Source organism: Spirillospora sp. NPDC048911 (assembly GCF_043198015.1).
In the GTDB taxonomy this organism is placed as follows: Bacteria; Actinomycetota; Actinomycetes; order Streptosporangiales; family Streptosporangiaceae; genus Spirillospora.
The window spans coordinates 617,856-643,457 of the sequence record NZ_JBICUD010000003.1; the positions used below are offsets into that span (position 1 = coordinate 617,856).

12 protein-coding genes are annotated in these 25,602 nt (G+C 71.7%); 8 read left to right on the plus strand and 4 right to left on the minus strand.

Features of this window, described 5'->3' with window-relative positions; all coding sequences use genetic code 11:
- Nucleotides 1-9: 9 nt before the first annotated feature.
- The 3 genes from ACGFNU_RS16890 to ACGFNU_RS16900 all read right to left on the minus strand — a co-directional run bounded on the left by ACGFNU_RS16890 (nt 10) and on the right by ACGFNU_RS16900 (nt 16,575).
- Complete coding sequence (locus tag ACGFNU_RS16890) at nt 10-228, minus strand: MbtH family protein (protein ID WP_392594443.1); 219 nt, start codon at nt 226-228, stop codon at nt 10-12.
- Nucleotides 225-15,467 (minus strand): amino acid adenylation domain-containing protein, encoded by a 15,243-nt coding sequence (locus ACGFNU_RS16895; protein WP_392594445.1) that lies wholly within the window; start codon nt 15,465-15,467, stop codon nt 225-227. Before ACGFNU_RS16895 ends, ACGFNU_RS16890 begins: the two co-directional genes overlap by 4 nt.
- 64 nt (nt 15,468-15,531) lie before the next feature.
- Nucleotides 15,532-16,575, minus strand: a complete 1,044-nt coding sequence (locus ACGFNU_RS16900) for an iron-siderophore ABC transporter substrate-binding protein (protein ID WP_392594447.1) — start codon at nt 16,573-16,575, stop codon at nt 15,532-15,534.
- A 144-nt stretch (nt 16,576-16,719) separates the two neighbouring features.
- On the opposite strand from ACGFNU_RS16900, the gene ACGFNU_RS16905 reads away from it, so the two are divergent.
- From ACGFNU_RS16905 to ACGFNU_RS16930, 6 genes are all read left to right on the plus strand, one after another.
- Nucleotides 16,720-17,802, plus strand: coding sequence for a FecCD family ABC transporter permease (locus ACGFNU_RS16905; protein ID WP_392594449.1), 1,083 nt, complete (start codon nt 16,720-16,722; stop codon nt 17,800-17,802).
- Nucleotides 17,802-18,845 (plus strand): FecCD family ABC transporter permease, encoded by a 1,044-nt coding sequence (locus ACGFNU_RS16910; RefSeq protein WP_392594451.1) that lies wholly within the window; start codon nt 17,802-17,804, stop codon nt 18,843-18,845. The genes ACGFNU_RS16905 and ACGFNU_RS16910 overlap by 1 nt, the downstream gene beginning before the upstream one ends.
- 2 nt (nt 18,846-18,847) lie before the next feature.
- On the plus strand, nt 18,848-19,711 hold the full coding sequence (locus ACGFNU_RS16915) for an ABC transporter ATP-binding protein (RefSeq protein ID WP_392594453.1): 864 nt from the start codon (nt 18,848-18,850) through the stop codon (nt 19,709-19,711).
- Between the two features lie 257 nt (nt 19,712-19,968).
- Entirely contained in the window at nt 19,969-20,430 is a 462-nt protein-coding gene (locus ACGFNU_RS16920; RefSeq protein WP_392594455.1) for a nuclear transport factor 2 family protein, read from the plus strand.
- A gap of 57 nt (nt 20,431-20,487) precedes the next feature.
- On the plus strand, nt 20,488-21,660 hold the full coding sequence (locus ACGFNU_RS16925) for a hypothetical protein (protein ID WP_392594457.1): 1,173 nt from the start codon (nt 20,488-20,490) through the stop codon (nt 21,658-21,660).
- 49 nt (nt 21,661-21,709) lie between these two features.
- Nucleotides 21,710-21,874 (plus strand): hypothetical protein, encoded by a 165-nt coding sequence (locus ACGFNU_RS16930; RefSeq protein WP_392594459.1) that lies wholly within the window; start codon nt 21,710-21,712, stop codon nt 21,872-21,874.
- 98 nt (nt 21,875-21,972) lie between these two features.
- Here ACGFNU_RS16930 and ACGFNU_RS16935 read toward each other — a convergent pair whose 3' ends face one another.
- Nucleotides 21,973-23,265 (minus strand): lysine N(6)-hydroxylase/L-ornithine N(5)-oxygenase family protein, encoded by a 1,293-nt coding sequence (locus tag ACGFNU_RS16935; protein WP_392594461.1) that lies wholly within the window; start codon nt 23,263-23,265, stop codon nt 21,973-21,975.
- Nucleotides 23,266-23,366: 101 nt separating this feature from the next.
- Here ACGFNU_RS16935 and ACGFNU_RS16940 point away from each other — a divergent pair, with 101 nt between their 5' ends.
- Entirely contained in the window at nt 23,367-24,311 is a 945-nt protein-coding gene (locus ACGFNU_RS16940; RefSeq protein WP_392594462.1) for a methionyl-tRNA formyltransferase, read from the plus strand.
- A 1-nt stretch (nt 24,312) separates the two neighbouring features.
- On the plus strand, nt 24,313-25,590 hold the full coding sequence (locus ACGFNU_RS16945) for an ArgE/DapE family deacylase (protein WP_392594464.1): 1,278 nt from the start codon (nt 24,313-24,315) through the stop codon (nt 25,588-25,590).
- The last annotated feature ends 12 nt before the right edge of the window (nt 25,591-25,602 follow it).

Genomic DNA, 25,602 nt, shown 5'->3' on the forward strand with positions numbered 1-25,602 from the left:
GGTGCTCGTTCAGGAGGTGCTGTTCATGGCCTCGATGAGGCTCTTGGGCCGGAGGTCGGTCCAGTTCTCCTCGACGTAGGCCAGGCAGGCGTCGCGGGTGTCCTCGCCGAACACCACCGTCCAGCCGGCCGGGATCTCGGCGAACGCGGGCCACAGCGAGTGCTGGCCCTCGTGGTTGACGAGGACGTGGAAGCGGCCTTCGGCGTCTTCGAAGGGGTTGGTGCTCATCGGGTCTCCTTGGTGAGAATGGTGACGAGTTCGCCGGCGAGGCGCTGGACGGTCGCGCGATCGAAGAGGGCGCCGTCGTACTCCAGCAGGCAGTCGACGGGGCCGTCCCCGCGGGGTTCGAAGAAGCTCACGGTGAGGTGGGCGTTCATGGCTCCGGTCGGGACGGACTCGAAGACGATCTCGTCGATGCGGGCCATCCGGGCCTTCTCGTGGTGGACGAGCATCACCTGCGGGGCGGGCAGGCCGAGGGCCTTCGCGACCCTGCCGAACGGCACGTCCTGGCGGTCCAGCGCGTTCAGGTTCGTCTCCCGGATCCGCGCCAGAAGCTCCCTGAACGTCGGTTCGCCGCTGGTGTCGGTGCGGAGGATCACCGTGTTGAAGAAGCATCCGATCAGATCGGTGAGGGTCTCTTCGGTGCGGCCCGCGACGAGGGAGGCGATGGGCAGGTCGGTCCCGGCGCCGTTGCGGGTGAGGAGTGTGGCCAGGGCAGCCTGGAGCACCATGAACATGCTCGTGCCCGTCTCCGTGGCGAGCTTGTCGATCGCCTGGTGCAGGGACGGGTCGAGGATGGAATGGACGTAGTCGCCGCGCGATTCGCGGGTGTTCGGCAGGTCGTACGGGAGGGTCAGCTCCCGGGGCGCGCCGGACAGGTTCTCGCGCCAGTACGCGAGCTGACGCTCGACCGGGAGCGAGCGGGCCCAGACGGTGTAGTCGCTGTAGGAGACCGGAAGTGGTTCCCAGGCGGGGGCATCGCCCTCGCGCCGGGCCGTGTAGGCGGTGGCCAGATCGTTGATCAACGGGACGACGGACCACTCGTCCACGCCGATGTAGTGCATGGTCAGCAGCAGCGTCTGGGCGCCGGCGGGGTCGGTGAGCAGGCGAGCGCGCAGGGGCGGCCGGGTCAGGTCGGCTCGTTCCGCCGCGAGAGCGTGGAGCTCGGCGTCCAGGTCGCCGACCTGGAGCTCTTCGAGGGCGAAGTCCGCGTCGTGCTGAACGAGGCGGCCGTCCCGCTCGGCGAGGGCGGTGCGGAGTGGCTCGTGGCGTGCGGCGAGATCAGCCAGGGCCGCTGCCAGAGCGACGGCGTCCAGCCCCTCGGGTGAACGGAGCGCGAACGCCATGTCGTACGGCTGTCCCGTGCTCTGGCGCGTCCACTGCCACTCTTGAGGCGGAGCGGCGGGCAGAACGGCGGGTCGTTCGACGGGCGTCAGGCGCGGGCGGGCGGTCGTCGTGTCCAGACGGTCGGCGAGATCGGCCACCGTGGGCGCGTCGAAGACGTCGCGAAGGGCCAGGCCGGCGTCCAGGACGGTACGGATGCGGCCCAGCAGCCGCATGGCGGACATGGAGTGCCCGCCCAGCTCGAAGAAGTTGTCGTGAACGCCCACTTCGGGGAGTTCGAGGATCTCGCCGAAGAGCCTGGCGAGGGCCTGCTGGCGGCCGGTGACGGGACGCGCCGTCCCGGTGCGGGCCGACCAGTCGGGGGCCGGAAGGGCACGCCGGTCGAGCTTGCCGTTCGGCGTCAGGGGCAGCGGGCCGTCGAGCACGACGACGGCCGAGGGCACCATGTAGTCCGGCAGCAGCGCCGCCACGTGGGCGCGCACCTCCGCCGGATCGGCCTGCCCCACGGCGTAGCCGATCAGGCGGGTGTCCTGACCGCCGCGGTCGGCGACGACGGCCGCCTGGGTGACGCCGGGATGCCGGGTCATGGCGCCGGCGATCTCGCCGGGTTCGATGCGGTAGCCGCGGATCTTCACCTGGTCGTCGGCGCGGCCGAGGAAGTCGACGTTGCCGTCGGTGCGCCAGCGGGCGCGGTCGCCGGTCCGGTACATCCGGGTGCCGGGCGGGCCGAACGGGCAGGCCACGAAGCGTTCCGCGGACAGGCCGGGACGGCCCAGGTAGCCGCGCGCGAGACCGCGGCCGGTGACGTAGAGCTCGCCGACGACACCGGGCGGGACGGGCTGGAGCCGTTCGTCCAGGACGTGGACGCGCGTGTTGGGGTCCGGGACGCCGATCGGGACGGCGCCCGTCCAGCCCTGCTCCGCGGGCCACAACGTGGAGTTGACCGTGGCCTCGGTCAGGCCGTACGCCGCGAGGAGCCGCAGGTGCCCTGCCCAGCGCGCGATGGCGTCCGGCGGCACGGTCTCGGTGCCGACGAGGACGGTGGCGCCTTCCGGAATGTCGCATCCGGGCGGCAGCGCGGCCACCAGGGAGGGCGGCAGGATCGCGTGGGTGATCCGCTGCTCGTTCATGAAGTCGGTCAGCTCACGCCCTGGCACGCGCGCTTCGTCGGGCACCAGGACGAGGGTGCCGCCGTGGCACAGCGCCATCGACAGCTCGAAGATCGTGACGTCGAAGCCGATCGACGCGAACTGCAGGACGCGGCTGTCGGGCCGCAGCCCCATCCGGTCCACGGCGGTCGCGACCAGGCTGCCGATGCCCTCATGCGGGACGACGACGCCCTTGGGACGGCCGGTCGAGCCCGATGTGTAGATGACGTAGGCGGCCTGGTCGAGGGCGATCGGAGCGAACGCGGCCCCGGGGGCGAGACCGTCGAGCTCCCCGGCGATCTCCGGGGAGTCGAGGGACACCGCCTCTACGCCCTCGACGTCCGGAACCTTGCCCGCGACCTGTTCGGTGACGACCACGACGGCGGCCCGCGCGTCGCCGAGCATGTAGGCGAGCCGGTCGGCGGGATGGGCGAGGTCCATGGGCAGGAACGCCGCGCCCAGCTTGGTGACGCCGAGCATGACGGCGACCATCTCCACGGAACGCGGAACGGCCACGCCGACGACGCTCTCGGCCCGCACCCCATGGAGGGCGAGCAGGATCGCAATGCGGTCCGACAGGGCGTCCAGCTCGGCATAGGTCACCGAACGCGGGCCGTCCACGACCGCCACCGCTTCCGGCTGTTCGGCCACGAGGCGCCCGAAGAATCCGGGAATGGTCAGCTCTTCGACGACCCGGTCGGTCTGGTTGAAGCCGACCAGGACCTGCTGGCGTTCCGCGTCGGTGAGCACGTCGATCCGGCCGAGCGCCAGTTCGGGGTCGGCGGCCACGGCGGTGACGAGCCGCGACAACCGCTCTCCGAGAACGGCGACCGACGAACGGTCGAAGATGTCGGAGCGGAACTCCAGCACGCAGCCGATCCGGCCGCTCTCCACGTCCTCGGCGAAGCTGAAGACGAGGTCGAACTTGGCCGTCCGCGCCTCCACGGGCTGCGGCACCGCCGTCAGCCCCGGCAGCGCGACGTCGTCGCCGGTCCGGTTGCGGTAGCCGACCATGACCTGGAAGAGCGGGTTGCGGTCGGGCGACCGCACCGGGTTGACCTCCTCCACCACGGCCTCGAACGGCACGTCCTGGTGGGAGAAGGCCGCCAGGTCGGTCTCGCGTACGCGGTCCACCAGCTGGGCGAACGTCGGGTCGCCCGACACGTCCGTCCGCAGCACGAGCGTGTTGACGAAGAAGCCGACGAGGTCGTCCAGCGCCCCGTCCGTCCGCCCGGAGATCGGCGCGCCGAGCGGGAGGTCGTCGCCGGCGCCGAGGCGGTGCAGCAGCGCCGCGACGGCGGCGTGGCAGACCATGAACATGCTCGCGCCGCTCCGCTGGGCGATCCGGCGCAGCCCGTCGCAGGCCGCCGGGTCGAGCTCGATGATCAGCTCGCCGCCCGACATGGTCGGCCGGGCCGGGTGCGGCCGGTCGGTGGGCAGTTCGAGCTGTTCGGGCGCGCCGCGCAGGTTGTCCCGCCAGTACGCCAGTTGCCGCGCGGCCAGATCGTCCGTCTCCAGCAGCTCGCGTTGCCACAGCGTGTAGTCCACGTACTGGACGGGCAGTGGCTCCCACTCGGGCGCCCGTCCCGCCGTGCGAGCGGCGTACGCGGTGGACAGGTCGCGCAGGAACGGCCCGTCCGACCACTCGTCGGTGGTGATGTGGTGCAGCAGCAGCGCGATCACATGCTCGTCGGGTGCGAGCCGGATGACCGTCGCGCGCAGCGGAGGCTCCGCGGCCAGGTCGAACGGCCGTCCCAGCACCGTCGCCAGCACCGCGTCGAGCCGGCCCTCGGCCGCGTCCAGCACCGCGAACTCCGGCCGGGCGTCACCGGCGGGCAGCACCTGCTGGAACGGGCGGCCCTCGCGCTCGACGATCAGCGTGCGCAGCGCCTCGTGCCGCGCCATCACATCGCCGAGCGCGGCGCGCAGCGCGGCCACGTCCAGCGCGCCGCGCAGCCGCATGACCAGCGGGAAGTTGTACGCGGCGGACGAGGAGCCCTCCAGCTGCTCGATCACCCACAGCCGTTGCTGCGCGAACGACAGCGGCGGCTCGGCGGGCCGTTCCGGCACGGCGACCAGCTCGGGACGGCGGCCCGGCGCCGAGGCGGCCGCCCGTTCGGCCAGCTCGGCGACCGTCGGCGCCTCGAAGAGGTCGCGGATCGCGAGCTCGGCGCCGAGCGCCGCCCGCGCCCGGCTGACCAGCCGCGTCGCCAGCAGCGAATGTCCGCCGAGGTCGAAGAAGTCGTCGTCGATGCCGACCCGCTCGACTCCGAGCAGCTCGCCGAAGATCTCGCACAGCACCCGCTCGCGCGGCGACCGCGGCGGCCGGCTCTCGGCGCCACTGCTCACCTCGGGCTTGGGCAGGGCCCGCACGTCGAGCTTGCCGTTCACGGTGATCGGCAGCCTGTCGACGAGCATCAGCGCCGCCGGGACCATGTAACCGGGCAACCGCACCTTCAGCGCCTCGCGCAGCGTGGCGACCAGCTCGTCGTCAGCGCCGCCCGTCCCCGCGGGCACGACGTAGCCGACGAGCCGCTTGACGCCGCCAGGCCCGGAGCCGTCCGCGACGACGGCGGCGTGAGCGACCAGCGGGTGGTCCTCCAGCGCGGCGCCGATCTCGCCCAGCTCGACCCGGTAACCACGGATCTTCACCTGGTCGTCGGTGCGCCCGAGGAAGTCCAGGTTGCCGTCGGGGCGGCGCCGCACCAGGTCGCCCGTCCGGTACATCCGCGCGCCGGGCTCGGCGGCGAACGGGTCGGCGACGAAGCTCGCGGCGGTCAGTCCCGGCCGCCGGTGGTAGCCGCGCGCCAGGCCGACGCCGCTGATGTAGAGCTCACCGGGGGTGCCCGGCGGCACCGGGCGCAGCGCGGCGTCCAGGATGTAGGCGCGGGTGTTCCAGATCGGCCGCCCGACGGTCGAGGTCGCGCTGTCGCCGGTCGAGGCGCCGAGGGTGTTGATCGTGTACTCGGTGGGCCCGTACAGGTTGTAGCCGAAGGTCCCCGGCGTATCGCGCAGCGTGGACCACACGGTCTCGGAGACCGCCTCGCCGCCGAGCAGCACCAGCGGCGGCCGATGGCCGTCCAGCAGCCCCTCGTCGATGAGGTGGTGGGCGTACGTGGGCGTCACGTTCACGACGTCGATCAGCTCGCGGTCGCAGTACGCCACGAGCGCCTCGGCGTCGCGCCGCAGGTTCTCGTCGGAGACGTGCACCTCGTGGCCCTCGACCAGCCAGAGCAGCTCTTCCCACGACATGTCGAACGCGAACGACACCGTGTGCGCGATCCGCAGCCGCCGTCCGCCGGCCGCGGCGATCGTCGGCTCGAAGATGGCCTCACGGTGGTTGAACTGCATGTTGGTCAGGCCGCGGTAGGGCGTGACCACGCCCTTGGGACGGCCGGTCGAGCCCGACGTGTAGATCACGTACGCCGGGTGCTCCAGCCGGTGCGGCAGGTCGCGGGCGAACGCCGGGCGTTCCGCGTCGTCCAGCGCCTCGCCCGGCAGGCCCGCCAGCTCGGCCACGGTCGCGGCGTCGTCGACCAGGATCTGGTCGACGTCCACGTCCGGCAGCGTCGCCGCGACGGCCGTGGTCGTCAGGACGCACGCCGGGGCGGTGTCGCCGAGCATGAACTCCAGCCGTTCGGCCGGGTACTCCAAGTCCAGCGGGAGGTACGCCGCTCCCGTCTGGAGGACCGCGAACAGCGCGACGACCATCTCCACCGAACGTGGCAGGGCCAGCGCCACCACGCGTTCCGGCGCCGCGCCGCGCGCCAGCAGCAGGCGCGCCATGCGGTTGATCCGCGCGTCCAGCTCGCCGTAGGTCAGCCGCTCCGGCCCGAACACGAGCGCGATCTCGTCCGGGACGCGCGCCGCGCGCTCGGACAGCAGCTCGGCCACGGTCACCGGCGGCAAGGGACGTTGCGACGCGTCCCACTCTTCGCCGAGGCTCCGGCGCTCGTCCGGCAGCAGCAGGTCGAGACCGCCGACCTCGACCTCGGCCTCGACCTCGGCCTCGGCCTCGGCCCCGTCCGCGAGACCGGCCGACAACTGGTCGAGCACCATCGTGAAGCGGTCGAGAAGCGCGCTCGCCTCGTCGTCGTCGAACGCGTCGGGACGGTAGGACAGCGTCACGCGCAGCCGTGCGCCCTGCGTCACGATGAGCGTGACCGGGTAGTGCGTGGCGTCGGCGTTGGCGACGTCCACGATGCCGTTGCGGCGCGTGAACTCCAGCATCCGGTCCTCGCCGCCGGCGTCGCGCAGCACGAACAGCGTGTCGAACAGCCGCCGGTGCCCCGTCTCGCGCTGGAGGTCGCCGAGCCCGAGATGCTCGTACGGCATCAGCGCCACCCGCTCGTCCTGGACGCGGCGCAGCAGGCCGAGCACGGACTCGCGCGGCTTCAGCGTGATCCGCACGGGCACCGTGTTGAGGAACATCCCGATGATGTTCTCGACCTCGGGCACCTCCACCGGGCGCCCCGCGACGGCGGCGCCGAACACCACGTCGTCACGACCGGCCGCGGCGGACAGCACGAGCCCCCAAGCGGCGTTCAGCATGGTGTTCAGCGTCAGGCCCCGCTCGCGCGCGGTGCCGCGCAGCCGGTCGCCCAGCTCCGCCGGGAGCTCGACGTCGAGGTCACGCGGGATCACGGGCTGGAGGCCGTCGTCGGCGGGCCGCACCAGCGTCGGCTCGTCGAGCCCGGCGAGGGCGTCGCGCCAGGCCCCGAGGGCCGCGCCCGAATCCTGAGCCGCCAGCCAGGCGAGATAGTCACGGTAGTTGCCCGGACTCGGCATCCCGCCGTCGTCACCGGCCCGCTCGTACAGGGTGAAGAGCTGCTCCAGGAACAACCAGGCCGACCAGCCGTCCCACAGGATCAGGTGGTGACTGAGCACCAGCCGATCCCCCCGGCCGCCGCCGAGCCGGATGAGCAGGAGCCGCATCGCCGGTGGGCACGCCAGGTCGAACCGCTCGGTCCGGTCAGCGGCCAGCAGCTCCGCGATCCGCTCTTCCTGCTCCGCGGCGGAGAGCGACGAGAGGTCGATCTCGCGCAGCGGCGGCGGCACGTCCGCGCCGATGAACTGGAGTGGACGCGGCAGGCCCGTGCCGGTGAAGCCCGCCCGCAGGCTCGGGTTGCGCGCCAGCAGCGCCGCGCACGCCGCGCGGAGCCGGTCGGCGTCGAGGCTCTCGTCGAACGAGAAGACGTCCTGCGAGGTGTAGACGTCGATCGCGTCCGTGTCGTAGGTCGCGTGGAAGTAGATGCCCTCCTGCAACGGGGACAGCGGCCAGACGTCCGCGACCGGGACAGGGCTGGTCGCGCGTACCTGCTCAAGCTCCCCGTCCGTGAGCTCGACCAGCTCCGCGTCCCCGGCGCCCTCCCCGCCGACGACGCCCGTCCCGTGGGCGGCGGCCAGCGCGGCGGGGGTGCGATGGGCGAAGACGTCGCGCGGGCTCAGCGGCAGACCGGCCTTGCGGGCGCGACTCGACACGGTGATCGACGCGATGCTGTCGCCGCCGAGGACGAAGAAGTCGTCGTCGACGCCGGCGTCCGTGCCGAGGACCTCGCCGAAGATCTCGCAGAGCAGCCGTTCGGTGTCGTTGCGGGCCGCCCGCACCTCACGCGGTGCCGCCTCCGGAACGGGCAGGGCCTCGCGGTCGACCTTGCCGTTGGGCGTCAGCGGCAGCTCGTCCAGCACGACGATCGCGCTCGGCACCATCGGCGCCGGAAGCGCGGCGGCCAGCCGCGCACGCAACTCGGCCGCGTCCAGCCGGGCGCCGGGGGCGGCCACGGCGTACGCGATCAACCGCATGCCGGAACCTTCGCCGCGCACAGCGCCCCCCGAGGGGGAACGACCCCCCGCACCCCCCGGCGCGGCTCCGCCGCGAGCCATGGCGACCGCGCGTGCCACTCCTTGCTCGCGGGCGAGCTGCGCCTCGACCTCGCCCAGCTCGACCCGGTTGCCTCGGATCTTGATCTGGTGGTCGGTCCGGCCGGCGTACTCCAGCGCGCCGTCCGCACGCCGCCGGACCAGGTCGCCCGTCCGGTACATGCGCGTGCCCGCCGGCCCGTACGGGTCGGCCACGAAACGTTCGGCGGTCAGCCCGTACCGGGCGTGATAGCCGAGTGCGAGCTGGTCACCGGCGATGTAGAGCTCACCCGGCATGCCCTCGGGAACGTGCCGCAGGCAGGTGTCGAGCACGTACAGCCGGGTGTTCCAGACCGGCCCTCCGATCGGCACGGCCTCGCCCTCGGGAGGTACGGCCCCGTCCGCCCACGTGACCTGGACGGTCGCCTCGGTCGGCCCGTAGCAGTTGTCGACGGGCGTGCCGGTCAGCTCCAGCCAGCGGCGCGCGGTGTCCCCGGTCAGAGCCTCGGCGCCGCCGAAGACCTTCCGCAGGCTCGCTGCCCACGCCGGATCGGCGGTGACCTCGTCGGTGTTGATGAACGCCTGGAGCATCGAGGGCACGATGTCGAGGACGGTGACGCGGCGTTCCTGGATGAGACCGGCCAGGTAGACCGGGTCGAAGTGCCCGCCGGGCTCGGCCAGCACCACGGCCGCGCCCGAGCAGAGCGGCCAGAAGAGCTGCCACACCGAGGCGTCGAAGCTCGCCGACGCCTGCTGGAGCATACGATCGCCGTCACCCATCCCGAAAGCGCCCTGCGCCCACGCGAGGTGGCCGACGATGGCGCGGTGGGTGACCACGACGCCCTTGGGGCGCCCGGTGGAGCCCGAGGTGTAGATCAGGTAGGCGGGGTCACCAGGACGAGCGGGGCGCGGCTCGGCGTCGTGTTCATCGCCGGTGTCTCCGACCACGACGAACTCGACCCCGCTGATCCCGGGAAGCTCGCCGTCCGCTGTCACGACCAGGCGGGCGCCGGAGTCGGCGAGCATGAAGGCCAGCCGGTCGGCCGGGTAGGCGGCGTCGAGCGGCACGTACGCGGCGCCCGACTTCAGGACGCCCAGCAACGCGACCATCAGGTCGGCCGAACGCGGGATCGCGACCGCGACGTACTCCCCCGGCCGGGCGCGTCGCGCCGCCAGGCGCCGGGCGAGCTTCTCCGCACGCCGGTCCAGCTCCGCGTACGAGATCTCCTCGTCCCCGAAGATCACGGCGGTGGCGTCCGGCGTGCGCGCGGTCTGCGCCGTGATGGCCGACGCGAGCGTCTCCGCCGGAATGTCGCGGGCCGCGCCGACGAGCCGGGCCTCCGCGCGTTCGGCGGCGGACAGCAGGTCGAGCCGCCCCGCCGGGCGCTCCGCGTCGGCGCGGACCGATTCCAGCAACCGGGTGAGCGCGTCCGACAGGCGCCGGGCCGTCTCCGGGGCGAAGCGGGCGGTGTCGTGGTCGAGGCGGAGCTCCAGCCGCTCCCCCGGCACGACGGTCAGCGAGAGCGGGTAGTGCGAGGCGTCGCGGATGTCCACGTCCGCGATGGAGAACGCGGCGCCCGGCGCGCGCAGCTCGTCGCTCATCGGGTAGTTCTCGATGGCCACGAGCGTGTCGAAGAGGGCGTCGGCGTGCCCGGCGAGCCGCTGGATCTCGGCCAGCCCGAGGTGCTGGTGGTCGAGGAGCTCGGTCTGCCGGTCCTGGAGCCGCGCGAAGAGGCCGGCGAGCGGCTCCTCCGGCCGCCACGTCACCCGCACCGGCAGCGTGTTGACCAGCAGCCCGACCATCGACTCGATGCCGTCGACCTCGGCCTGGCGGCCGGACACGGTCGACCCGAACACCACATCGTGACGCCCGGTGAGACGGCCGAGCAGCAGCCCCCAGGCCCCTTGCACGACGGTGCTCAGCGTCAGGCCCCGCGCCCGCGCCCACGCGGTGAGGCCGCCCGTGGCCGCCGCGTCCAGCGAGGTGCGCACCTGCCCCATCGGGCCGGGGACCGCCTCCTCGCGCCGGGCTCCGGCGAGGAGCGTCGGCTCGTCCAGCCCGCCCAGCGCCTCGCGCCAGGCCATGCGCGCCGCCTCCCGGTCACGGCTCGCGAGCCAAGTGAAGTAGTCGCGGTACGAAGGAGCCCCAGCCGTCGCGGTCTGACCCGACACGAGATCGCGCAGCATGATCGGCACGGACCAGCCGTCGGAGGTCAGGTGGTGCAGGGTGAGGATGAGCGTGTGCGGCCGGTTCGCCGCCTCGCCCCGGACGAACGCGGCGCGCAGCAGCGGCGGTGCCGCGAGATCGAAGCGGTGCGCGAACTCCTCCGCCGCGACGGCCTCGGCGTCGCCGCCGTCCACCTCGCGCCAGGGCACGGCCGACGAGCCGGGGATGAACTGCACGATCTGCCCGCTCGCCAGCTGCCGGAATCCGGCGCGCAGCAGTGCGTGCCGGTCGAGCAGGCCCTGCACGGCACGGCGCAGCGCGGCCGGGTCCACGTCGCCCGCCAGCTCGATGATCTGCTGGACGGTGTAGACGTCGTCGGCGTCCTCGTCGAAGAGCGCGTGGAAGAGCAGGCCCTCCTGGAGCGGCGTGACCGGCAGGACGTCCGCCAGGTCACCGGCCGCCGCCTCCAAGTCGTCGATCTCGTCCTGGCCGATCGCCACGAGCGGGAAGTCCGACGGCGTGTGCCCGCCCGCGTTCAGGCAGCTCAGATGGGCGACCAGGCCGTGCAGCGCGTCGAGCCAGGCCCCGGCCAGATCGGTGACGTCGGAGAATCCGAACACGCCGTCGGGCCATGACCAGGTCGCGCTCAGCTCCGGTCCGGACGCGGTGTCGTCGCGGACGATCGCGTTCACTTCGAGCGGGTGCCCCAGCGGCATGCCCGGGTCCCGTCCGGCCGAGAGCGGCTCGGTGTCGCCCGCGAGCTGCCAGGCGCCGTCGCCGCCCGCCCGGAAACGTCCCAGGTAGTTGAAGAGGACCTGCGCCGATGCGGCCTCCGCGGCATAGCCCAGGCTGCTGGACGCGGGGACGGCGCGAAGCTGTTCCTTGATCCGCTTGAGGGCGCGGCCGACGGACGGACCGCCCGCCGTGAAGTCGGCCCAGTCGACGGTCCCCGGCGCCAGCCGCGCCGGAAGGAAGCTGGTGAACCAGCCCACCGTCCGCGCCAGGTCGGCGTTTCCGGCGACCTCGTCCTGCTCGCGCCCGTGCCGTTCGAGGTGCACCAGCAGCTCATCGTGTTCCGGCCGCCATGCGGCCACGGCGACGGCGAGCGCGGTGAGCAGCACGTCGTCCACCGAGCCGTGGTACGCGGCGGGCACGCCGGTGAGGAGCGGGGCCGTCACGTCGGCGGGCAGCGTCACCGTCAGGGAACGTTCGGTGGCCGCGACATCCGTCTGCCGGTCGAGCGGGCGGGCACCCAGCACGGCGGCGGGCTCGTTCACCACGTCGCGCCAGGTGCCCGGGTGGGCCGTCCGGGTGTCGGCGGCCAGCAGCCTGGACCATTCGGCGAACGAGGTGGCGACCGGCGCGAGCTCCTCGCCCATCGCCGCCTGCTCCAGGTCGGAGAGCAGGATGCGCCAGGAGACCCCGTCCGCGACGAGGTGGTGGCCCACCAGGAGCAGCCGTCCGTCCTCGGGCGACCAGACGGCCTGGAGCATGACGCCCCGCTCCGGTGCCAGGCGTGCGGCGGCGCGCTCGCGGTGCTCGGCGAGATCGCCGCCGCCCTCCACCTGTTCGATGAGGTCCGCGGCCTGGACGGTGCCGGGCGGCGGGACCTCCAGCGTCCAGTCGGCCCGGTCGAGCCGGGCCCGCAACATGCCGTGGTGGTCGATGACCGCCTGCAAGGTCGTGGCGAGCGCGTCGGCGTCGAGATCGTGCGGGACCCGCACCACCACTGACTGGTGGAACGCGTCGATGGGCCCGCCGAGCTCGCGCAGCCACTGGATGATCGGCGTCGGCTGAACGGTTCCGAAGCCGGGGTCGTGCGGCCGTTCGGCGACGGTGTCTCCGGCCTCGGCGGCGACGGCGGCGAGAGCGGAGACCGTGCGGCGGCGGAAGACGTCGCGCGGGGTGAGGGCGAGCCCGGCCCGCCGCGCGCGGTTGACCAGCTGAATGGCGACGATACTGTCACCGCCCAGCTCGAAGAAGCTGTCGTGCACGCCGACGGCGGGCAGTCCCAGCACATCGGCGAACAGCGCGGCGAGGGTGTGCTCGGCGGGTGTCTCCGGCGGCGCGTCACCGGCGCCCGCCGTCCACTCCGGCTCCGGGAGCGCGTCCTTGTCGAGCTTGCCGTTGGGGGTCAGCGGCAGCGTCCCGGCCAGGACGACGATCGTGCCGGGCACCATGTAGTCGGGCAGCGCGGCGGCCGCGAAGCTCCGCAGTTCGGCGACGTCAAGGCCGTCGGTGCAGGTCACGTAGGCGACGAGGCGCTTGGCCCCGCGCTGGTCCTCGCGGGCGACGACGGCGGCCTGCGCCACGGCGTCGTGTGCCATGAGGGCGCTCTCGATCTCGCCCGGTTCGATGCGGAAGCCGCGGATCTTGAGCTGGCCGTCGCCGCGGCCGAGGAAGTCGATGTCGCCGCCGGCGCGCCAGCGGGCCCGGTCGCCGGTGCGGTACATGCGGTCGCCCGGCCCACCGTACGGATCGGCCACGAAACGTTCGGCGGTCAGGCCCGGCCGCCCGAGATAACCGCGGGCCAGGCCGCGACCGGCGACGTAGAGTTCGCCCGCGACGCCGGGCGGGACGGGCCGCAGCGCCGAGTCGAGGATGTAGCAGCGGGTCCCCGGGTCGGGCACGCCGATGGGCACCGGTCCCTCGGCGTCCGGTTCGGCGAGCCAGAGCGTGGAGTTGACGGTGGCCTCGGTCAGGCCGTACGCGACGACGACCCGCATCCGGTCGCTCCACCGCGCGATGAGCTCGGCGGGCACCGCCTCGGTGCCGACGACCAGCACGGCGCCCTCGGGCAGCTCGCAGTCGGCCGGAAGCGCCGCCACCAGCGAGGGCGGCAGGATCATGTGAGTGGCGCGGTGCTCGGCGAGGTAGCCGGTCAGCTCCTCCCCCGCGACGCGCCGTTCGGCCGGGACGACGATGGCCGTGCCGCCGACGCAGAGCGACATGACCAGGTCCCACACCGCGACGTCGAACCCGACCGACGCGAACTGCACGACCCGGCTGCCGGGCTCCACGCCCAGCCGTTCGGCGGCGGTCGCGATGAGGCTGCCGATCCCGTCGTGGGACACGACGACGCCCTTGGGACGGCCGGTCGAGCCCGAGGTGTAGATGACGTACGCGGCGCGGCCGAGGTCACCGCGGGCCACTTCCGGCAGGTCGTTCTCGTCCAGGCTCGCCAGTTCGGCCGCGACTTCCGGATCGTCCAGCAGCACGTGCGGGATGGACGGAAGGTCGTCGGCGAGCTCGCTGACCGAGACGACCGCACGCGCGCGCGAGTCGTCCACCATGTAGGCGACGCGGTCCGCCGGGTGGTCGAGGTCAAGCGGCAGGTACGCGGCACCCGCCTTCATCACGCCGAGCAGCGCCACGACCATGCCGGCCGAGCGCGGCACAGCGACCGCGACGACGTCCTCAGCCGCCACACCACGGCCGCGCAGGAGCCGGGCGAGCCGGTTGGCCCGGCCGTTGAGCTCCTGGTATGTCAGCCGTTCCGACTCGCAGATCACCGCGATTGCGTCCGGCGTCTCCGCGACACGGCGCTCGAAAGCGGCCGTCCACGACAGTTCCTGCTGCTTGGCGACGGCAGAGCCGCCGAACTCAGTGAGCACCTGCCGGCGCTCGCCGGAGGTCGTCAGATCGATGGCGCCCAGTGGCCGGTCGGGGTGCGCGGTCATCGCGTCGAGAACGGCGAGGAGGCGGCGCTCGTGCGCGGCCAGCTCGTCCGGGCCGCAGACCGCCGCGTCGGCGTCCAGGTCGATCCGGACGCCCTGCCCGGCCGGACGGTCGTACATGACCACAGAGAGATCGCTGACCGGCCCGAGCGAGTGGTACTGGACCGTGACAGGGAGGTCCCCGAGGAGGATCCCCTCGTGGTACGGCATGACGTTGACGGTGGGCCCGATCAGCTCGCGCAGGCCGCCGGGCCTGCCGAGCTCCCGGGCGAGGTCCTCGCCGCGGTACCGGCCGTGCGCCGCGACGTCGCGGATCTCCTGGGCCACCGCCGCGATCAGCTCGGCGGGCGTCATGCCCGGCCGCACGGTGAGCCGCAGCGGCAGGACGTTGGACATCAAGCCCGGCGAGTCCCGGAGCGCGGCGTCCAGGCGGCCGGTGACGGGCAGGCCGAGGACCACGTCCCGCGCGCCCGTCGACCGGTGCAGGTAGGCGGCCACCGCCGCGATCGCCAGCCGCGAGAAACGCGTCCCCGCGTCGGCGGCGACCGCGCGGCCGCGTTCGGTGCGTTCCGCGGTCAGCTCGGCCGTGCGCCGCTCGAACTCGCGTGCCTGGACCGGCGGGCACTCCACGAGCCGCGCCGGCTCGTCGGGAAGGCCCGCCAGCCGGGCACGCCAGAACTCGTGGTCGGTCTCGCGCGCCGCGGAACGCCGGTACGCGCCGTCCGAGCCGACCAGCCGAGACAGCGACCAGTCCGGGGTGGTGGCCTCCGGGTCCCCGTACAGCGCGGCGACCCGGAGGATGAGGTTCAGGACGCCCGAGCCGTCGGTGACGAGGTGGTGGTAGCGGTGGTACCACCAGATCCGCCCGTCGCCGAGCTCGATCACCGCGTGCGCGAAGAGCGGGCCGTCGGTGAGGTCGGCGACCCGCGCCAGGTCCGCGCCGATCCAGGCGCGGGCAGCCGACTCGGGATCGGGCTCGCCGGCCAGATCCAGCATCGCGGGCGACCACTCACCGGGAGCGCGCGGGATCTGGACGGGCCGTCCGTCCCGTTCGCCGAACACGACGTGGAGGGGATCGGCCTCCAGGACGGCCCGGCGCACGGCCGCGGCGAGCCGCGCCGCGTCCGCGCCCGGCGGCAGTTCGACGTGGCAGCCGACCGTGTAGGCCGGGCTGTCCGGCTCGATCTGCTGGGCCAGCCAGATCCCTGTCTGCGCCCCTGTCAGTTCCAGCTCGAACCCGCCGCCGGACATCGTCCCCCAGCCCTTCCGCACGTCGCCGCAGTGAGTGTCGTCGTTCCGGTACCGCCACGTTCCGGTACCGCTACTTCGTGATGAGCTACTTCTTGATGAGCGGGACCATCTGCTCGATCGCGTAGGGGATGCTCAGCACGGTGTTGAACGAGAGCGCCGCGCCGATCGGCGGGTCCTGGTAGGTCAGGAACAGGTCGCGGCCCTCCTTGGCGACCTTGAGCTCCTTGTAGACCTTGTCGGCCTTGATGCGCGCGTGCGGCTCCTTGCCGGTGGTCAGCCAGACCAGCCGGTCGACCTCCAGGATGTCGAGCCCCTCGGAGCCGAAGTCGACGACGTTGGACTTGCCGGCCTTCTTGGTGATCTCTTCGGGCACGGTGAAGCCGAGGTCGGCCAGGAACGCCGACTTGGGATCGCCCTTCTGGAAGGCCGAGTAGGCACCGGCCTTGAAGCTGTCGGCCGAGACCGCGGTCTTGCCCGCCCACTGCGGGTTGTCCTTGCGGACCTTCGCGAACTTGGCGTCGATGTCGCTGATCAGCTGCTTGGCCTTGGGTTCGACGCCCAGCGCGCGGCCGGCCAGGAGCGTGTAGTCCTTCCACGGCGCGGCGTACGGGTCGTAGCCCTTGGGCTGGGCGACCACCGGCGCGATCTTCGACAGCTGGTCGTAGTTCTTCTTCTCGATGCCCGCGTACATCGCGAAGATGAGGTCGGGCTTCAGCGCGAGCAGCTTCTCCATCTTGACGCCGTCCTCGCGCAGCCCGAGGACGGTCGGCTCGGTCCCGCCCCAGGCGGCCTTGGCCCACGGCCAGTCGGTGAACGGCTTGCGCTCGAACCAGTCGACGACCCCGACCGGCTTGTAGCCGAGGGCGAGTACGGGCTCGTGGTCGCTGAGGCCGATCGTGACGATCCGCTCCGGCTTCTTCTTGATGGTCGTCGTGCCGTACATGTGCTCGACCGTGGCCGGGAAGGACGCCCCCGCCGCACCCGGCGCGGCGGCGCCGGCCTTCGTGTCGGTGGAGTCCGAGTCGCCGCAGCCCGCGGCGAGCGTCATGCCGAGCGCGAGTGCGGCGAACGCCGTCAGCAGGCGCCTCGCGCGCCGGACGCCCGTGGGGTGCTTGGGGGGTTGGGACATCGCTTCCTCATTTTGGCTCGAGTCGAACGCCGGTCGGCGCGGCGATACTAAGGTAAGCCTTACCTATCTTCAATCCAGGTGAAAGGCTTGCATACCCGCAAATAGTGAGGTATGCCTTGCCTAACCCAGCCAGATCGGATCTTCGTGACACGTGACAGCACGGGTCCCGCGCCCACCGCGCGGGACGTGGCCCCGCCGGCCGCCGTCACCGCGTCCCCGCCCCGCCCGCTCAGGCGCCCGCTGCTGGTCACCGCCGCCGCCGTGACGCTGGTCGTGCTCTGCCTCGCGTCGCTGGCGATCGGCGCCCGTTCCATCCCGCTCGACCTGGTCGTACGCGCGCTCGTCGACCCCGGTCACCCGCGCGTGGACGCCGAGACCGAGGCCATCGTGCGGAGCACCCGCCTGTTCCGCACGGTGGTCGCCGTGCTCGCCGGAACGGCCCTCGGCCTGGCGGGCGCGGTCATGCAGGGACTCACCCGCAACCCCCTCGCCGACCCGGGCCTGCTCGGCGTCAGCGCGGGCGCGGCCTTCGGCACGGTGGTCGCCGTCGGTGTGTTCGGAATCACCGCGCTGATGGGCTCGATCTGGTTCGCGTTCGGCGGCACGCTCGTCGCCACCGTCGTCGTCTACCTGCTCGGCAGCCGGGGACGCGGCGGCGCCTCACCGGTCAAGCTCGCGCTCGCCGGAGTGGCGGTCACCTACCTGCTCGACTCCCTCACCAGCGGCATCGCGCTGACCGACCCCGAGGCGCTCGACCGCTACCGCTACTGGTCGTCCGGCTCCCTCACCGGCCACGACGGCGGCACCCTGCTGCGCATCGCCCCGTTCCTCATCGCCGGCGCCCTCCTGGCCCTGACCACAGCGACGGCGCTCAACAGCATCGCCCTAGGAGACGACGTCGCGGTGGCCCTCGGCAGACGACTAGGCATGGTCCGTCTCCGTGCGGTCCTGGCCGTCACCCTCCTCACGGGCACCATCACCGCCGTAGTCGGCCCGATCGTCTTCGTCGGCCTGGTCGTGCCGCACGTGGTCCGGCTCATCACCGGCCCCGACCACCGCTGGCTGCTGCCCGGCTCGATGCTGGTCGCGCCCTGCCTCCTCCTCGCCGCCGACATCATCGGCCGCGTCGTCGCCCGCCCGCAGGAGATCGATGTGAGCCTGGTCGCGGCGTTCCTCGGAGCGCCCGTCTTCATCGCCCTGGTCCGCCGCCGGCTGGCGGAGCTGTGATGCCAGGCCGCGCCACGTTCCGCCTGAAACACCCAGCCGTCTCAGGCGTCATACGCCCGCGCCTGATCCTCGTCTGGCTAGCCCTAGCCGCCATAGCCTTCAGCATCTTCTGCTCGACGGTCGCGTTCGGGAGTGGCGACTTCCCGGTGGCGCTGCCCGATGTCGTGCCCGCGTTCTGGGGCAGCGGCGACCCCGCGACGCTCTTCGCGGTGCGAGAGCTACGCCTGCCCCGCGCCACAGTCGCCCTCCTCTCCGGCGCCGCGTTCGGCGCCGCCGGTGCGGTCTTCCAGACCGTCACGCGCAACCCCTTGGCGAGCCCCGACATGCTGGGCATCACCCAGGGCGCCGGAGCGGCCGTGGCGTCCGGCACGGCGTTCGGCATAGCCGGAGGCTCGCAGTCCCAAGGCCTCGCGGGCGCGCTCACCGCAGGATTGCTGATCTACCTCCTCGCCTGGAACCGAGGCACGACCGGCTACCGGATCGTCCTGGTCGGCATCGGCGTCAGCTGGATGTGCACGAGCCTCACGGTCTACCTGGTCAGCCGCATGGAGCTCTACCAGGCACAGAAGATCGTGGGCTGGCTGGTAGGCAGCCTCAACGACCGAGGCTGGCCAGAAGCAAAACCGCTGGCGCTAGCGCTGCTCCTCCTCCTACCCGTCCTGATCCTCCTGGCTCGCCTGCAACGCACCCTCCTCCTAGGCGACGAAGTAGCCGCAGGCCTGGGAACACCAGTGCAGCGCACCCGGATAACGCTGCTCCTCTGCGCCTCCGCCCTCGCCGCGTTCGCGACGGCGGCCACCGGCCCCGTCCTGTTCGTAGCACTGGCCTCGCCGCAGATCGCCCAGCGCCTGGCCCGCACACCCTCACCCCCCTTGACCGCCGCCGCCCTCACCGGCGCGGCCATCGTCCTGCTGAGCGACCTGATCAGCCAGCGGCTCTTCGCCGACATGGTGATCCCGGTCGGCGTCGTGACCGGCGTGCTCGGCGCACCGTTCCTGCTATGGCAGCTGGCCCGCGCGAACCGCGCCGGCTCTGGAGGTTGAACGTGACGTCCCTGAAGTCCCGCCCGGTGCCCCCGGCACAGGACGACCCGCCGGGCCCCGACCTGCGGGCGAACGGCCTGAAGCTCGCCTACGACGACCGGATCGTCACCGAGAACCTCGACCTCCAGGTACCGACCGGCCAGATCAGCGTCATCATCGGCGCGAACGCCTGCGGCAAATCGACCCTCCTGCGCGCCCTGGCCCGCCTGCTCTCCCCCCGCACCGGCACGGTGCACCTGGACGGCCGTTCCATCCACTCGATGCCGACCCGCCAGGTAGCCCAGCGCCTGGGCATCCTGCCCCAATCCCCCGTCGCCCCCGAAGGCCTCACGGTCACCGACCTGGTGGGCCAGGGCCGCTCGCCGCACCAGACCTGGTGGCGCCAATGGTCGTCCGGCGACGAGGACGCCGTCACCGAGGCCCTCCGCGCCACCGGCATGCTGGAGCACGCCGACCGCCCCATCGACGAGCTCTCCGGAGGCCAGCGCCAACGCGCCTGGATCGCCATGGCCGTCGCGCAAGGCACCCCGATCCTCCTCCTGGACGAACCAACCACCTTCCTAGACCTGGCCCACCAAATAGACGTCCTTGACCTGGTCGTAGACCTCAACCGCCGCGAGAACCGCACGATCGTCATGGTCCTGCACGACCTCAACCAGGCCTGCCGCTACGCCGACCACATCATCGTCATGAAGTCCGGCGCGATCGTGACCGAAGGCGGCCCCTCCGACGTCATCGACGCGGCCCTCGTAGAAGACGTCTTCGGCATGCGCTGCCAGGTAACCCGCGACCCGGTAAGCGGAACCCCCCTGGTAATCCCCATAGGCCGCCATCACACCCAGGAAGAAGACAACGCATCTCCTTGACCGCCCGTCCCCGATGGGCTCGCACGGGACAGGGGTGTACCGAGTGAGCACGCCGTTCCCACCGGGTTCAGCGGCATCGACACGTCCGCCCTGCGCGCCAGATCTGCGTCTGGGCGGACGAAACAGCTGCCGATGCTGACCCGCCGCCGCGACCTGCTGAACGAGCTGGGCATGTACTAGTTCGACGCCGGCTACGCCGCCGTGTTCTTCGCCGCCCGCAAGCTCCGGCAGGGTGAGCGGACGGTTATGGTGAGCCGGTGACCGATACTCCTCGCGAAGTCTTCCTGAAACTCGTGCACGGCGTCTGTGAAGAGCGCTGGGCGGACGTGGTGGACCTGTACGCGGAGCAGACCGATGTCTCGCACCCGTTCTTCCCCCTGGAAGCGCCGCCGATGCGCTCCCGCGAGGCGCTACGAGCCCACTTCGGTGGCGGGGCCCAGCCGTACCAAGGCCCGACCCTGCGACGTCAGCCGACCCGGATCAACGTCCACGAGACCACCGATCCCGAGGTCATCGTGGCCGAGTTCCAGTACGAGGGCACCGTGGTGGAGACCGGCGAACCTTTCACCATCCCGGCCGTCTTCGTCATGCGCGTCAGGGACGGAAAGATCGTCGAATCCCGCGACTACCTGGACCACCTGCGCTCAGCCGCAGCCCGCGGTCAGCTTCCCGAGGTCTTGGACGCCATCCGCGACCACCACGCCACAACGCCTCGTTGACCGCTCTCGGTCTCACCCGTTTGACAGCATGATCGAGCTGACGCAAGCATGATCCGCATGCTTCGGCGACTCTCGATCATCGCGCTGACCTCGGCAGTGGCCATAACTCCGCTTGCCTGCTCCAGCACCAGAACGGGAACGCCCGCAGCCAGCTCTGCGAACGCCCCCGCGCCGGGAGCCCTGGGCGCGAACTTCAACCAGAACCTGGACGCGCTCGACTACCGGGAGCTGAACGAGGCGCGAGTCAGCTGGGTGCGCGGCTTCTTCCCGATGCCGGCGACCGACCAGGGCGCCCCCGCCAAGCACGTCACGATCCGCACCATCAACGACGCCGCCAAGCGCGGCCACGACACGATCCTGAGCCTGAAGTTCCCCTACACCGAGACGTCCTTTCCCAAGCCGGGCAGCCCGAAAATGAAAACGGAGCTGGCCAGGCTGGACAAGGTGCTCCCGCTCGTCATGGGCAAGGTCGACATCCTCACCATCGGCAACGAGCCGTTCATCGAGAGCAAGAAGACCGAGCGCGACCAGCGACTGAACACCTTCTACGAGACCGTCGCCAAGCACGTGATCGACTTCCGTCGGAAGCGCTGCGCCGCGAACTGCGGAACCACGCTCTACATGGGCGCGCTCAACCGGATCGACCAGCCCGCCCAGCGCACGCCCGCGGTCGAGCGCTGGATGGCCTTCGTGCGCAAGACACCGGCCATCAAGGGCGTGGACATCCATCCGCACGTCGCCGCCTCGCTCAACGCCAAGGCCTTCACCGACTACATCCTGCCGAGGATGCGCAAGGACCAGAAGTTCCTCGTGACCGAGTTCTCGCTGATGCCGCTCTGGCGCCAGCACATGACCGACCCGGTTCCGGCGTCGTTCACCACCAAGTACGGCTTCCCGAAGGACATCAAGGTCTGGCAGGTGATCAAGGCCGCCATCGCCAAGCCGTTCAGCGAACGCGAGTGGGCCGCCTTCCTGCGCGCCTGCCCATGGTTCGCCAAGCAGTCGGGCTTCCTGAATGAGCAGATGAAGCTGTACCGAGGCACCGGCCGGTTGGCGGTCGCCACGTACGCCTTCAAGCAGGACGACCCCATGGTGAAGAACTGGGGTCCGAAGAAGGACCCGTGGCTGCTCAACAGCGTCTACGCCCGCCACACCGTCCAGCCGCGCGGCGAGCTGTCAGGCCGCAGCCCCTGGTTCCGCGACTTCCAAGCCCTGCAACAACCCCGTTGACCCGGGAACGTCGCCCTCCAGGTGGGGGCTGGGCTGGATGGTGATCGTGATGTGTGTCCCCTCGGCCGGCTCGCGGGTGGACGGCGGGTGGGCGCGGGACGAGACGTTCTCGGTCACGCTTCCGCCGCGCGGAACGGTCACGTTCCCAACGTGGGATCTGACCGAGGCCGCGGAGGCCATCGTCCAGTGCAGTGAGGATCTCGATGCGGGATGAGCCACGGGTGAGGTGGCGAGGATCTTTCGGGTGTCCTCGTCCACGGTCTCAGGCAGGGCGGCCCGTGGTCTCCTGCGATGAACGCTCACCTGCCCTGGTCACCGGGAGAGGGCGTAGGTCTCCTGGCGGAGGTGGGTGGCGATCGACTCCACGATCTCGCCTGCGCGTACGGCCGTGTTGGAGAGGAGCGTTGAGGTGATGCCGTGCGTGTGCTCGGTGGCGCCCTGCACGTAGATGCCGCAGCGCACGTTGTCGGTGGTCGCGACGCGGTAGTCGCGATTGATGCGGAGGGCTCCGTCGGGTAGGCGGTGGCAGTATTCGCCTGCCTCGCCCAGGAGGGTGAGTGGGTCTCCCGGGCGGTAGCCGGTGGCGTAGACGAGCAGGTCGGCGTCGAGGACGGTGCGTTCGGCCGTGGGGAGGAATTCGACGGTAGCGCGTAGGCCGTCGGGGGTTTTGGCCACTTCTAGGAGGCGGGACGCGTTCATGATGCGGAGGCGTTCGATGCCTTGGACTTTTTCCTGGTAGTGGCGCCGGTAGAGCTCGTCGATCAGGTCGAGGTCGACTACCGAGTAGTTGGTGGACGCGTGGTAGTCGCGCAGCATCCCCTTCACCGGCTCGGACGCCTCGTAGAAGTGGTCGACCGCGACGGGGTCGAAGATGCGGTTGGCGAAGGAGCTGTCGTCCGCGGGCGTGTAGCCGTACTTGGCGAAGACCGCGCAAACCTCGGTGGTGGGGTAACTGGTGTGCAGGTGTTCGGTTACCTCGGCGGCGCTCTGGCCCGCGCCTACGACGATCACGCGCTTGGGGTCGCGGAGGGTGGGGAGGCGGTCGAGAAGGTCTTCGCTGTGCCAGACGCGCTCTTCGGTGACGACGCCTTCGGGGAGGAACGGCTCCAGGCCGGCGGCGATGACGAGGTTGCGGGTGCGGCGGGTGGTCAGCTCGTCGGCGCAGCCGCCCGCCCGGACGAGGACGTCGAACGCTTCGACGGTGCCGTTGATGGTGACGGGGGTGACGGCCACTACTTCTGTGCCGTACTCGACGTCGGTGAAGGAGGAGGCGGCCCATTCCAGGTAGTCGTGGAACTCCATCCGCGACGGGAACATCGTCTTGTGGTTGATGAAGTCGACCAGCCGGCCCTTCTCCTGCAGATAGCGGAGGAAGCTGTACTCGCTCGCCGGGTTCCGCATGCTGACCAGGTCCTTGAGGAACGAGACCTGCATCGTCGTGCCCTCGATGAGCATGCCGCGATGCCAGCCGAACGCCGGTTGCCGTTCGAAGAAGACCGCGTCGACGGGGTCGCCGTGTTCGCGCAGTGCGATCGCGAGGGCGAGGTTCGAGGGCCCGAAACCGATGCCGACCAGATCGTGGACATGCGTCGCGGCGAGGGACATGGAGGGCCTTTCCGGGAGGGGGCACGCTCAATACGATTAGGTTAGGCTCACCTAATGAAGGTGAGCCTAACCTGTCCTCTTCCCCCTCACAAGGAGGCACCATGCGGGTCGTGATGTTCGGCTACCAGACCTGGGGGCACCGCACGCTGCAGGCACTTCTGGAGTCCGAGCACGAGGTCGTCCTCGTCGTGACGCACCCCAAGAGCGACCACGCGTACGAGAAGATCTGGAGCGATTCGGTCGCCGACCTGGCCGAGGAGCACGGTGTCCCGGTGGTGCTGCGCAACCGGCCCGACGACGAGCTGCTGGTGCGGCTCAAGGAGGCCGACCCGGACCTCATCGTCGCCAACAACTGGCGCACCTGGATCCCGCCGGAGATCTTCGATCTGCCCCGGCACGGCACCCTCAACGTGCACGACTCGCTGCTGCCGAAGTTCGCCGGCTTCTCCCCCATCATCTGGGCGCTCATCGCCGGCGAGAGCGAGGTCGGCGTCACCGCGCACATGATGGACGAGGAGCTCGACGCCGGCGACATCGTGCTCCAGCGCGCCGTGCCGATCGGGCCCGACGACACCGCGACCGACCTCTTCCACCGGACCGTCGACCTGATCGGCCCCATCGTCAAGGAGTCGCTCGACCTGATCGCGTCGGGAGAGGCGAAGCTCACACCGCAGGACCGCACGAAGGCCAGCTTCTTCCACAAGCGTTCCATCGAGGACAGCGCCATCGACTGGACGTGGCCGGCGGAGGATCTCGAACGCTTCGTCCGCGCGCAGTCCGACCCGTACCCGAACGCGTTCACCCACTACAGGGGCGAGCGCGTCCGCGTGCTCAAGGCGTCGGTCTCCAAGGGCGTCTACGGCGGCACTCCCGGGCGGGTGTTCATCCCCGAGGGCGACGGCGTGGTCATCGTCGCGGGCGCCGAGGCCCGGCGCGGCCGCAGCCACGGGCTCGTCGTCGAGCGCGTCCGCACCGAGGACGGCAAGGACCTGCCCGCCCGCGAGCTGTTCCGCACGATGGGCGGCTACCTCACCGATCGTCCCTGACGTGACCGGCGAGGACGTGCGAGCGGCGGTCGCGGCGGCGGTCAAGGACGACACCGCCGCCATGACCGGGCTCCTCGCCGAGCTCGTCCGCATCCCGAGCGTCGGCGGCTCGCTCGCCGAATCCGAGATCCAGGACGAGCTGGCCGGCTGGCTGCGCGCCGAGGGGTTGGAGGTCGACCACTGGGACATCCCGGTGGACGAGGTGGTCGCCGAGGCGGCGTTCCCCGGGATGGAGGCGCCGCGCACGCAGGCGATGGGCCTGGTCGGGCGGCTCCCCGGGGAAGGCGGCGGCCGCTCGCTGATGTTCAACGGCCATGTCGACGTCGTACCGCCCGGCGAGCCCTCGGCCTGGAGCGACGACCCGTTCAGCGGACGGGTCCGCGACGGCATGGTGTACGGGCGCGGCGCGTGCGACATGAAGGGCGGGCTCGTCGCGGCGCTGTTCGCCGTCCGGGCGTTGCGCCGCCTGCCCGTCCGGCTGCGCGGCGACCTCCTGATCGCCTGCGTGGCGGGCGAGGAGGACGGCGGTCTCGGCTCGTACGCGCTGCTGCGGCGGGGCTGGCGAGCCGACGCATGCGTGATCCCCGAGCCGACCGGGCTGGAGCTGGTGCCCGCCAACGCGGGCGCCCTGACGTTCCGGCTGCGCGTCCCGGGCAGGTCGGCGCATGCCGCCCAGCGCGACACCGGCGTGAGCGCGGTCGAGAAGTTCTGGCCGGTCTTCGCCGCGCTGCGCGACCTGGAGGCGCGGCGCAACACAGGCGTCGACCCGCTGATGCGCCGCTGGACCATCCCGTACGCGATCGAGATCGGCACCGTGCAGGCGGGCGACTGGTCGTCGACCGTGCCCGGCGATCTGGTGGCCGAAGGCCGTCTCGGCGTCGCGCTCGGCGAGGACCCGCGCGCCGCCCGCCACGCGCTGGAGCAGGCCGTCGCGACGGCGTGCGCCTCCGACGCCTGGCTGTCGTGCCACCCGGTGCGGGTCGAGTGGTGGGGCGGCAGCTTCGCCCCGGGCCGCCTGCCCGAGGAGGACGGTGGTCTGCTCGGCCGTCTCACCGAGGCGCACATCGCGGTGACGGGAGCGGCGCCCGCGTCCTGGGGCGCCCCGTACGGCAGCGATCTGCGCCTGCTCACCGGGCTCGGCGGGATCCCGACCGTCCAGTACGGCCCGGGCGACATCGACCGCATGCACGCGCCGGACGAGTGCGTGCCGATCGACGACGTGGCCACCGCCGCCCAGACGCTCGCCCTCCTCGCCGTCGACCACTGCGGCACCTGCTGAGTAAGGGGACCG